Genomic DNA, 13,250 nt, shown 5'->3' with positions numbered 1-13,250 from the left:
TATTTCGGAACCCAATATTTTATCTATTAAGTAACTCTATGATTTACAATACATTTCATTAATTAAAAGAACATCAATAAAAAATCATATATAAAACTTTTCAATTTCAACATTACTTTTATCTTGATCAACATCAACACCATACGCTGCATGAATATTTTCAATTAAAACAGCTTGATCTTCTAATGTTCTATTTTTGAACAAATCATTAATAGAAATTTTCACTTCAAATTCTTTATGTATAAGGCTAATTAATCTTGTCGCACTTAAACTATTTCCTCCTAATTCAAATAAACTATCTGTTACCCCTATTTTCTGAATTCCTAAAACTTCTTGCCATATTAAAACTAGCTTGTTCTCAACCTCATTCCTTGGAGCTACATACTCTTTTCTCATAATATCATCTCCGGATATACTAGGTAAAACTTTTCTATCCACCTTTCCATTTGGAGTTAATGGTAATTTTTCCAATTCTAGATAAAAACCCGGAACCATATAATCTGGCAGCTTTTCTTGTAAAAATTTCTTTAGTTCTGTTTTATCCACGCTTATAATCGATACTAAATAGGCAATCAATACTTTATCCTGATTCACTTCTTTTGACTCAACAATTACTTGCTTTAAATTGTCTGAATACTGTAATATCGCATTCTCTATCTCACCAAGCTCGATTCTGTGCCCTCGTATCTTAACCTGATGGTCTTTCCTTCCCAAAAATTCAATGTTACCGTCCGGCAGCCACCTGCCTAAATCTCCCGTGTCATACATTCGTTCTTCGGCTGTAAAAGGATTCGAGAGAAACCTCTCGTTTGTAAGTTCTGGTTTGTCAAGATACCCCCTCGCTATTCCAGCACCCGATAGGTACAGTTTTCCTACTACTCCAACGGGAACTAAATGAAAATCAGCATCTAAAATATAAACCTGTGTATTGGATATCGGTTTACCAATTGGAAAGTTGATATAGGTTTGCTTGAGTGCTTTATAACTTGTACTATATGTTGTATCCTCTGATGGTCCATATAAGTTTCTGACCTCTATTTTTTCTGTTTGAAGTTTTTCCACAATATCAGGAGGCACAATTTCTCCCGCCATATTAATAAAAGCTGCATTCTTTAAATCTATTTTATCTTCTAATAAATTTCTAACTACAGAAGGCACCGTATTTAATGCTACTTTGCTATCCTCATTTATATGATCTTTTATTTCCAAAGCATTATTTAAAACCCTAATCTTTTTCCCTATTGCTAAAGTGTAAAACATCTCATATATTGATAAATCAAAACAATATGATGTTGCCGCATACATGATTTCAAATTTTGACTGATCAAATTCCAATTTTGACCAATTAATCAGTGCCGCTGCATTTCCGTGCTCCACCATAACTCCTTTTGGATTCCCGGTGGTGCCTGATGTATAAATTATATATGCTAAATCCTGTGGTTTGTTTATTTTATCCGGATTCTCTTTCGGATATTTCTGCTGAACTTCTGTAAATACACCTAAAGCTTCTTCATCAATAACAATCTTGCTATTGCTGTCCTTCTCGATATAAGCGATTCTTTCCTTAGGATAATTAACATCTATTGGCACATAAGCCGCACCCGATTTTAATATTCCCAGAATAACGATGATCATCTTCTCGCTTCTATCGAGCTTTATACCAATCAAATCATCCGGTTCAACAGCATAATGTTCTCTTAAGTAAAAAGACAATTGGTTTGCCTTTTCATTTAGCTGCTGATATGTTAGTTGTATTTCTTCAAATACAACAGCAATATTATTTGGTGTGCTGCTGACCTGCTCTTCAAATAAGTCTATTATTGTTTTATCTTTTGGATAAGCTATAGCTGTATCATTAAACCCAACCAATAACTGCTGCTCTTCTTCTTTGGTGAGGTAGTCTATCTTCTCGATAGGCATTTCTGGATGTTCCAGAGCTACCGTAACAAGATTCTCAAAATGAGTAAACATTCTTTCTATCAAATACGCATCATAAATGTCTGTATTGTATTCAATGGTCAGGTCTAACCCTTCTGTTTCTGCAAAGGTGAAACTTATATCAAATTGCGATGTTTTTCTGGAAAACTCATAATCACTTACCTGAAAATTTGCTAGTTCTTCATTATTAAGATTATTCAACTGTCTCTGGTTTTGTAAAACCACCAGAATATCAAATAAAGCGTTACGGCTCGTATCTCTTTTTAAATTCAACTTGCCCACCAATACATCAAAAGGATAATTTTGATATTCGTAAGCTCCCAATAAAGTCTCCTTTTGGGATGCTGCCAGATCAGAAAAACTAGTTTCTTTTTTCAATTGAGTCCGTATGGCAATCGTATTGAGATACAAGCCTATTTGATGCTCCAGATCCGGATGCTCTCTTCCAGCTATTGGTGTTCCTATTATAATGTCGTCCTGACCTGTATATCTATGCAGCAAAGCATTTATTCCCGCCATTAAACTCATAAATAAGGTAAGGTCCTGTTCTTTTGAGAATCTCTTTAATTTCTCTAAAAATACTCTTGAAAATCTGTGCGTAAGATTTTCTCCATTATAAGTCTGAATTAGCGGCCGGATTTTAAAACTTGGCAGATCCAATACCGGCAACTCTCCTGCAAATTGTTTAAGCCAGTAATGCTCAGATGCCTGATACTTCTCCTGCTGTATTTCGTCATTGAACCATACTGCATAGTCTTTGTATTGAAGGTTTAATTCCGGTAAAGCAATTTCTGTCTCTAGTGTTAGTGCATTGTAGGTTTTCACAACCTCTGATATCAATACTTCTACTGACCATCCATCTCCAATAATATGATGAAGGGATAGGAAAAATACATATTCTTCTTCTTTTAATTTGATTAAAGATGCTCTTACAAGTGGTGCCTGTTCTAAATCGAAAGGCTCATTATTTACTTCTTGTAAATAAGCTGTAATGCTTTCTCCTTGATTTCCATTTGCACTATAGTCCTGCTCTGCTATCTTAAAGTTGATCTGCTCTGCAGGTATTATATATTGTCGAACACCTCCTGAAAGATCTGTTTTGAAGCAGGTTCTAAAAATTTCATGACGATCGATCAATCGTTTAAAAGATTCTTCAAATTTAGTCCCATCAACAACTCCTGTTAGTTTGACCGCCGCTGGCATATTATACGCCAGTGAACCGCCTTCCAACTGGCTCAATATCCAAAGTCTGCTTTGCGAAGGTGTCAACGGATAAGATACCGCTTCTGTTGCTTTGAGTATTGCTGTAAAATCCTTCTCCTGTAATTCCTTACTCAGGCCTTCTATCGTTGGATTGGCAAAAAACACTTTAAAAGATACTGTTTTTCCTAATTGCTTACGGGTGCGGTTGATTATTTGAGCTATAATAAGACTATGTCCTCCTAACTCAAAGAAATTATCGGTTATCCCTATTGGCTCTATTCCTAATACTTCCTGCCATATTAGAACTAAATTTTCTTCTGTTTTGTTTCTTGGTCCTATATACTCTTTTCTTACAATATCTTCTACCGAAATACTTGGCAAAGAGTTCCTGTCTATTTTTCCATTAGGGGTTACGGGCAATTTTTCTAATTCAATATAAAAACCCGGAACCATATAATCCGGTAATTTCGCTTGCAGAAAGCTTCTCAATTCCGATTTATCTATGTTTGTCGTCGATACCAGATAGGCTGCCAATACTTTCTCTTGGTTGTTTTCTCTTACTTCAACAGCTACTTGTTTTAAATCTTCTGAATACTGCGAAATTGTATTTTCTATTTCTCCCAGCTCAATTCTATATCCTCTGAGTTTTACTTGGTGGTCTTTTCTCCCTAAAAATTCAATATTCCCATCGGGTAACCAACACGCTAAATCTCCCGTATCATACATACGCTCCCCTTCTATAAAAGGATTTGCAATAAATTTCTCTTCTGTCAGCTCAGGCTTGTTTAAATAACCTCTAGCCACACCAGCACCCGAAACATACAGCTTTCCTGTTGCTCCAATCGGCAATGGCTTTAATGCTTCATCCAATATATAAACTTGAGTATTTGATATTGGTCGGCCAATTGGAATGACTGACTTTTCAAAATCATCTTTGGTTACCTTATAAATTGACACACAAACAGCACATTCTGTAGGTCCATAGGCATTATAATAATCAATTCCTGATGCTGCAACAGCTATTGCTTTAGTTGAATTAGCAGGTTCTCCGGCAGTAATTATACATCTCAATCCAGAGATATCATTTTCAGACAATAATCCTAAATAACTTGGAGGAAAAGTAACTACTGTTGATTTTGTCTCTTTTAAAAAACTTATAAACTGATCTTTGTCTTTTATTATTTCTTCTGTTGGAATGCATAATGTAGCACCACTATACAAACTCATCATAATCTCAGATATGGATGCATCAAAAGCTACTGAAGCAAACCATATAATCTTGTCATTTTTATTAATCCCAAAAGACTTAATCTGATCCAAAGACATGTTTATATTACTCCTATGTTCAACCATCACCCCTTTAGGCTGTCCGGTGGAACCAGATGTATAAATTACATAGGCTAAATCTTTGGATGAAATAGGTGTATTGACATTATTGCTGCAATTGTCTTCAAAAATTATTGATTTTACAGCTATTGTCTCACAATTATCAATACCTAATTCGATACTGTCGCTAATTAATAATTTTAAACCGCTGTCTTTTATTAAATAGTCTATTCTTTCCTGAGGATAATTTGTATCTATCGGTAAATAAACCGCACCTAACTTTAGTATCGCCAATATTGAAATGATTCCAATATCAGATTTAGGTAACAACACACCAATTATGTCTCCTTTATTTATGGAATGTTTGGAAGAAATATGATGAGCTAACTGATTTGCCTTTTCGTTTACTTCTTTATACGTTAATTTAGTCTCTTCAAATAAAACAGCAATATTATTTGGAGTATTTTCAACTTGTTCTTCAAATAAATCCACTATCGTTTTATTTTTCGGATAAGCTGCATCGGTATCATTAAAATTTACCAATAATTGGTGTTTCTCTTTTTCAGAAAGCAATGGATATTCACATAAATTAAATGTTATATTGCTTTCTAAACTAATTATAAAACATTTAAAACACTGAATCAAACGTTCTACTATTGCTTTTTTCACAAAACCTTCCAAATAAGAAGCGTGAATTTCTATATCACCTCCCTCATTTATTTTTATATCAAACAAAAGACCATTACAATATAGCTTCGATTCGGAATTGATATTTATACTATAATTGGAGAAAATACTTAAATCTGCAACACCTGTTTTTTTAGAAATAATATCAGTATTGTAATCAGAATGTTTTAATGTCTCTAAAATTTCAAATTTGATCTGATGTAGATATTCTTTAAACGATGTTTTTAAATCTATGGAATATGATAAAAGCAGGGAATTATTTTTATCTTTAAAATTAGATACGACAAAACCGTCAAATTCATTAATCAGTTTCTTTAACAAAAAAGAATAAATAGCACTTATAACAGTATATTGAGCTATTGGGTTTTTATTGGTAAGACTATTGAAATAAATTAGCTCATTGGCATTAACAGTAGCACAAGGCAGACTATTTTGTTTCTGAAGCCCCCCAAGAACTTCCTCTCTATTTAATATCTTTTTCTTCCAATATTTTGAAACCAAATTAATATTATTTGACACCGTATTATCCATAAATTTAGCATTCCTGTTTTCTGGTCACAACCAGTATTCTATTGTACAATTTTATTTAATAATCATTTTGAAGGATCATGCAAGACTCTTCATTCCTACTCTAAACTATTTTCTACAAAGTCTAAATATTAAACCATCAAAATATTAATTTTTAACATTTAGTCACAATTAATTTTATACCAAAATAGCAGTAACATTCATCTAAAAATTACGGAATTTTCATAAAAAAATTACGGACTTTCAAAACGCTCAAAAAATTAATCATGAACCGAATAACAACATACATTATTATTATTTTTTAAAATCTTCTTTTAAAAACTTATAAAGAATAACATCTCTAAATTTTGTTTAAATAATGAATGTTTATGCTGTTTCAGTTCAGTTACCTTTAGAAGGCTGAGGCACGATCTTTTTTAGATTTTAATAAGTTTGAAATTAGGATACTAAAAACATATTTTCAGTTGCAGTTCGCTTTCTTTTGGGGCATTCTATAGAAGTCGTTTCAAATGGATTTGTTTTCAGGGATGTCAAACAATTCATAGAAGTAAATACTTCTGAAGTTCGGAGCAGGTAAAAGATTGGTTTTAACATTAACGCCTGATTACCCAGCCTGAATTTAGCCAAAATAGATTGGTTTTTCCGATGAGAAAAAGCAAAAAAAAACTATCCTCAATGGCGGATTATAAAACTTGCACCTACCTTCGAATATAATTAGTTTTGTTAGGCAATCCGGCAAAATCTGCCAAGCCGGCAAAACCACAGGTTCTCATTTTTAAGACTTAATTTTGTCAAGTTTTTTTAATGCGATCTCAAAAGCGCGTGCACTAATATTTGTTTTGGAAGTATTTAAACTATAAACTTTCATTATAGCATCTTTTATGGTCTGGGAAATATCATTAAAAATAGTTTCATCATCCATTTTTACTTCTTTTTGCATGAAGTAAGCAAAAAGTCGAGCCATGCCGCAGTTTGAGATAAAATAGGGCAATACGCTTACTTTGTTATCAACATGTTCCATAATTGGACCATAAAAAACAGCTGAATCTGCAAAAGGCATGTTAACACCGCAGGAAATAATTTCTAGTCCATTTAAAACTAAAAGCTCAACTTGATTTTGAGTTATTTTCTCAGATGTAGAACAGGGCGCAAATATTTCTGCGCCTATCATCCAAATTTTCTCATTAATCACTTCAAAAGGAATTTTATGTTTACTGACAAATTTATTCGCGTCTTTAGTCAGAAATAATAAGCGAATTTCCTCTATAGAAAACCCCTCCTCATTTATTAAGCCTCCTTCACTATCAATAACTCCTATAATCTTAGCACCCAAGCTAGTTAAATAAAATGATGTTGCGGCGCCTACACTTCCAAAACCCTGAATGACAACCTTTTTACCTTTTAATTCTCCTCCATACAGCGTATAATAATGTCGAATTGCTTCTGCGATTCCATAACCATTAATCATTTCAGAAATAGTATACTTTCTACTAACATCAGGAGAAAATTTCGAATTCTCAATTATTTTTAAAACACCATGGCGTAATTGTCCAATCCTATTAATTTTATCTGCTTCTGTATGTTTGAAATGTCCATTAGAGATACCTTCTTGCGGATGCCAAATACCACATTCTTCTGTAATAGGAACAACTTCATTAATATCATCAACATTAAAATCACCGTAAGTCCCATAATAACTTTTCAATAAAGGAGAAATCACTTTATACCAACGCTTAAGTACCTCTTTTTTTCTTGGATCATTTGGATCAAAGTTAATTCCTGATTTAGCTCCGCCAATAGATGGTCCAGAAACTGAAAATTTCATCTCCATCATCTTAGCTGAATATAAAACTTCTTTCATATTAAGCCCTTTTCTCATCTGTGTCCCGCCCCCCGCAGCATCACCTCGAAGAGAATTGATAATTGTCCACCCCTCAGCTTCAGATTCAGAATCTTTCCAATTAAAAACAAGCAAAGGTTCTTTACTTTCAAAGTTATTTAATGCTTTTTTCATTTTAGCTTGAATATTATTTTATTGGGCAATTCTGGTTGTTCTTATATTTATTTTCATTAATAAATACAAGCATACTAAACTGTACTTTTATATATTATTAATTTGACATCTGATTTAAAACATTCATGATTAGAATTCGCCGTTATCTCTTAATCTGCTTAGTAAATTGATAAACAAAAGGTATTTAATTCCTCTTTTAAATTATTTTTCAACTTAAAGTATTAACTTTTTTACGAAAATAACAGGAACACTTATCTGAAAATTACGGGCTTTGTGTATAAAAATTACGGACTTGCATTTATTTGTAGATGCAATTATTTAAAATCCGTAATTTGCGGGAATAGTATGTTGCCCCTAAAAGCAATTCTTGCTTTTAGGGGCAGTTTTTAAATTTTGTGAATTGTGGATTTAGAAATGAAGCGTAATTTCTATTCTTGTACCTATTCCTATTTTTGATTCTATATAGAATTCACCTCCCATGGACTCTGTTCTCTCGCTCATGTTAGTTAATCCTATACCCTTTTTTTTGGTTTTAACATCAAAGCCCTGTCCGTCATCTATAATACTCATTGTCAAAGATTTATCGCTGTACTTCTGGATACTAATCTCACAACTTTTGGCATTGGCATATTTGTTAACATTTAAAATAGCTTCCTGAACGATGCGATATAAATTTATTTTGTAAATATTTTGAATGTCTCCCCACTCAAAATCTGAATCTGTTATGTACCTGAAGTTAGTTTTACTAATTTCTTTTTGATTTTCGATTAAGCTCATCAGTAAACTATTAAAATCATTACCATCCAAAAAAGAAGTTCTACTTAAATCATGAGATATGGTTCTAATTTCATTTTCTATAATTTGTAACTCGAATATAAACTCTTTTCTCTTTTCGATGATTTGTTTATCTACCTTAGAATTAAAGAAACCTAAATTCATACGAACACTATAAATTTTGTTCATTATCCCATCGTGCAATTCTCTGGCTATTCTAGCTTTCTCATTTTCTTTGGCGGAGTTAATTTTTTCATGCTGTTCTGTTAACAACAAATATATTTCCTCATTAGCCTTTTTCTGAAGCTTTAAAAACCTGATTTCACTATTTTTAAATTTAAAATATCTCAAAATAAAAACAATAACTAATAATAGAATCACACCAAATGAAATAATTATAATATAGTGGTTCTTTGTAGTTAAAATTCTATTTTCATCTTCAATCTTAGAAGTTTCATATTCAATTCGTGCATATTTATTATGCGTATTTTTTTGAACAATATTTATACTATCGCTTAATTTTATATATTCATTTGCATAGTAAAATCTATTGTCTTTATCTAAAACAGAAAGTAGTTTTAATGAAGTTAAAATTTCATTGCTATTCTTAATTCTAATTGCCAATTGCTTTGCTTCTTTAAGAATTTGAATTGCTTTACTAGTATCTCGCTGAGTTAAAAAATATTCGCCAATATGAATTTTTTTATAGAGTACATCAGATTCATTTCCACTATTTTTTACTATTTCTAAGGATTCGGAAAACATTGCATAAACATTATGAAATTGTCCGCTTTTCATTTTTGAATAAGCCAAATTACTGAGAACATTTGCGTATAATCTGGGTGATTTTTCTTTCAAATTATTTGAGAGTAATTCACTTAATTTTTTGATAGATTTTGAATATTCACCTTTTATATCATAGAGATTACAGATGTTGATAATAGATGTTACATCGTAATTAAGTATTTCATCTTGATCTATATCTGTAGACTTCATTGTCTTGAAAGTATTTAAAGCCAATTGGTGATACCATAATGCTTTATCATAATTTGCTAACTTCTCTAGGCAATTTCCCATTAAGGTATTGCAGGAATAAATTAATCTTTCATCTTTAGAGCCTTTTAAAAGCTTTAAAGCTTTAGAAATTTCAACTTCACATTCTGTGTAATTTCCATCATAAAAAAGTACATAAGCTTTATTGAATAACATTCTTGCTGTGTTATCATAATCAGATAATTTGTAGTACAATTTTTCTGCCTGCAAATAATAAAAATAAGAACTATCTTTTTTTACATTTACATAACTATCACCAACATAATAAAGTGCTTTTGCAATTCCCTTTTTATCATCTACCTCCTTTGATAGCTTAAGTGCCATTAAACTTGCCGATAATGATTTTTTAAAATTATTATTATTATAAAATTCTGTAGAAATCTTAAAGTAAAAATTTCTAATAACTGAATCATTTTTTTGATACTTTAATGAAGCATTTATAGAATCGAGATACCTCTCTTTCGCATTATTATCTAAATCGTTAACAAATGAAATACCTCTACTCAATTCCGAATTAGTTGATTGAGTTTTTGTGCATGAAAAAATTAGCAACGCCAGAAATGAATAAAAAAAATTAAATATAGTTTTCAATAGTTTAATTATTATTTTATAATTCAAATATAGTCTTTTGAATAAAAAAGACTATTAAATTTAAAAATAAATCAAATAGTCTTCTTATAAATAATAAAAAATTAATCTTTTCTGGGCGGCCTCGGATTACTTGGATCACCATATATAGTGGTCGTAACGTTTTCCTCTTGAATTACATTCGGCAATACAGTGTCTTGTAAGTACTGCATATTTGCTTTTTCATCGAAATTGTTTAATTGGTTTGTTGGTACAGCTTTTAATTCTCCGTAATTATCCTGTGGTATTTCATAATCATCATTTGTACACGAAAAAGTCAGCCATAAAACAAAAATCAGCACTCCTGAAACAAATAATTTGCTTTTCATAAAAATAATTTTTTAATTGATTATTTTAACAAAAAAACTACTATAAGTAAATTATAATGTACGGTAAATCCGTAAAATTTATGCTTTTATCGAAAATAATATGATTTGATTATTATTTATTAACTATTAATTAGCATTGTAATTCATTTAATATTACAGTACGGAAAATCCGTATTATTTCTTACATTTGTTAAAAATCCAATTAAACAATTTATGAATCTAAACATTTTAATCGTCGACGACCATCCGATGACAGTGGATAGTTATGTCAACCTTTTATCCGACGATCAATTTCAAGAAAACACCCCAAACTTTATAAAGAGCTATAATTGTGAAGATGCCCATAATAAAATTATTTTAAACCTAAAGCAAAATATTAATATAGATGTCGCATTACTTGATATAAATTTGCCCCCTTATAAACAATTAAATATTAATGATGGTATTGATTTAGCATTTCTTCTTAAAGAAAAATTCACGAAATGTAAAATAGTTCTTCTTACAATGCGCAGTGAACCTTTGACTGTGGACAAAATAATAAAAGGTATAAGGCCTGAAGGCTTTATATCAAAAAATGATATCAATTTTGAATCATTTCCCGTGATTTGTAAAAATATTATTGATGGAGAAATATTTAGGAGCAGTACAATCGTAGAATCCCAACGGGAGTTATTTAAAAAAAATATAAATTGGGACCATCATGACAATCAGATTTTAATATTAATTTCTCAAGGTGTCAAGACAGTAAACCTTACTGATTATATTCCTCTTTCTATGAGCGCTATAGAAAAAAGAAAAGCAAACATAAAAGATCAGTTATTAAGAGGCAAGGGAAGTGATAAAGATTTAATAGAAAAAGCTAAAACTTTAGGATTATTATAGTCGCGCAAATACTTTTATGATCTCTAATTGAGTGTTATAAAAAGTGGAATGATCTTCAAATTTGCTACAAAAAGCAAAAACAGTCTTTCAAAAATATTCAAGATGAAGCAGTCTCGAATTCGGTCGCAAAGCCCAAAAAGTTTTGAAAAAAAGAGAATAGACATTTTAGCACTATAACTCAATAGAAACTTAAAAATCAAACACTTACTTTAAAAAATTTAAACATTATTCCGAAGTTATTTTAAAATTTATAGTTTATTCTTTCTAATGAGTAATTTTACATACTCCATCATATTGTCATATCCTGAAAGATATTTTTTGATGGATGACTTTATTTCATATTATAGAGTAAAACTTAGAAAACTTCCACTTGAATTTACATAATATCCGCCGCCAGTTTCCTCCCCAAAGAATTTTGCATTAGTATGTTTTTTTTGCCAGTGCCGCAAATTCAGAACCTCCTGAAAAAATGAAACTGGTTATTAAAATATAAATATCTCCTTTAAAGTTTGTACTACGATGTGATTTAAACGCAAAAAGTCGGGATACGCAAGGTTTGCAAAGTTTTTAAAATACAAAGCTTTGCAAACTTTACGTTTTTACAAAATACCGTATTATAAAAAATCTTTGCGTCATTGCGGTTAAATGCTATCTATTTATAAAGATTTACTTTTAAGAACCATCAATTTTTCTCTTGTCATATCATTTATAGTATAGTAGATTCCGGCCATTCCAAGATCTGAAGCATCTCTTCCGCCAAACAGCATCCAGTCTACTCTAAAAGCAGTATTATCATTTACCATAACAGCAGTTGCGTTTAGTTTTTTTGTCGCATCCAAAGCAATATCAACATTTTTTGTAAAAACAGCGGCCTGAAAATGAACATCAAGCGCATTTGCTTTTTTTATGGCTTCTTGCCTATCTGTAAAAGGATAAATACATACAACGGGACCAAAAATTTCGTTTGTTGATACTTTTGTATTAAGTAAAATTGTTGGCTCAAAACAAGTATCAGAAATACGTTTTCCACCGCAAATTTATGGCGGCTCTACTCCTCAATACGAGGAGCAAAGTCACAAAAAAAGTGTGACGAGAATCACACTTTGAAAATTAAACGGATATATTATTTAGATGTAGTACGTCTATCTCTTTAAATCCTACATAAAATGTATAGAAATTTGTATCGTAGACGTCCCTTGACGGAACATAAAAACAGTAGATACTTAGAAAAAAAGTGAAAAGGACACCAAAAAGTCCATTTTTAAAAAATGGACTAGTTCAGAAAGTCAATAATGTTAATTTCACTTCCAAAAATTAAATTCTCAACACTAGATCACCTTATATACAGCCAAAATACAAATTGAAAAAATACAATTACAAGGTTAGAATCAAACGAATATAAAAATGTTTAAAAAAATTTCAGCATGCTAAATTTGTGGTAAAATCGCGGCATAAACGATATAAAAAAATAAATTCAGTAAATTTAAGAACTGGAGAGCTTAGGTTCGAAAGTTTATAAACTCCTATGTATACGAAATTCAATCCAAATTGTAAATTCTGAAAACGAAAAAGCTTAAAATGTCAATCCTATCAATCCTATTTTTTTATAAATTTGATTCAACCACTGGATGAATGTGTTCTTTTAAAAAATCATACTACAATTTAACAAACATCTTATTTCAATTGAAATATTAGATAAAAGTTTGCTTGTTTTTAGTTTGTTTTATTTTTGCTCAGATTAGTACTTTTCTTGTGCTTCAACATCTAAAACCTTAATAAAAAATGGGTTGTTAATTTCTACATTGGAAAATAAGCACTAAATTTGATATGCTTTACGCTAAATTAAAAGCTAAAAAACTTGCAAATATAATTGATGCTCATTATCAGTA

At 30.9% G+C, this 13,250-nt stretch carries 6 protein-coding genes; 1 reads left to right on the top strand and 5 read right to left on the bottom strand.

What is annotated here, in order from left to right; genetic code table 11:
* Positions 1-84: 84 nt before the first annotated feature.
* From J3495_RS03055 to J3495_RS03040, 4 genes are all read right to left on the bottom strand, one after another.
* Positions 85-5,685 (bottom strand): non-ribosomal peptide synthetase, encoded by a 5,601-nt coding sequence (locus tag J3495_RS03055; protein WP_210665096.1) that lies wholly within the window; start codon positions 5,683-5,685, stop codon positions 85-87.
* Between the two features lie 772 nt (positions 5,686-6,457).
* Positions 6,458-7,696, bottom strand: coding sequence for a Glu/Leu/Phe/Val dehydrogenase dimerization domain-containing protein (locus J3495_RS03050; RefSeq protein ID WP_210665095.1), 1,239 nt, complete (start codon positions 7,694-7,696; stop codon positions 6,458-6,460).
* A gap of 408 nt (positions 7,697-8,104) precedes the next feature.
* Positions 8,105-10,030, bottom strand: coding sequence for a tetratricopeptide repeat-containing sensor histidine kinase (locus J3495_RS03045; protein ID WP_236025386.1), 1,926 nt, complete (start codon positions 10,028-10,030; stop codon positions 8,105-8,107).
* 185 nt (positions 10,031-10,215) lie between these two features.
* Positions 10,216-10,479: a hypothetical protein gene (locus J3495_RS03040; RefSeq protein WP_210665094.1), complete on the bottom strand. Its 264-nt coding sequence runs from the start codon at positions 10,477-10,479 to the stop codon at positions 10,216-10,218.
* Positions 10,480-10,692: 213 nt separating this feature from the next.
* Between J3495_RS03040 and J3495_RS03035 the strand changes: the two genes are divergently transcribed.
* A complete protein-coding gene (locus tag J3495_RS03035; RefSeq protein WP_210665093.1) occupies positions 10,693-11,361 on the top strand; it encodes a response regulator in 669 nt (222 codons plus the stop codon).
* 656 nt (positions 11,362-12,017) lie between these two features.
* Here the strand turns inward: J3495_RS03035 and J3495_RS03030 are convergent.
* Complete coding sequence (locus J3495_RS03030) at positions 12,018-12,398, bottom strand: aldehyde dehydrogenase family protein (RefSeq protein WP_210665124.1); 381 nt, start codon at positions 12,396-12,398, stop codon at positions 12,018-12,020.
* Positions 12,399-13,250: the final 852 nt, after the last annotated feature.

The sequence above is a fragment of the Flavobacterium geliluteum genome (assembly GCF_017948595.1).
Taxonomy (GTDB): Bacteria; Bacteroidota; Bacteroidia; order Flavobacteriales; family Flavobacteriaceae; genus Flavobacterium; species Flavobacterium flavipigmentatum.
Note: the sequence above shows the minus strand (reverse complement) of the source record. Positions and strands in the feature narration are given on the sequence as shown.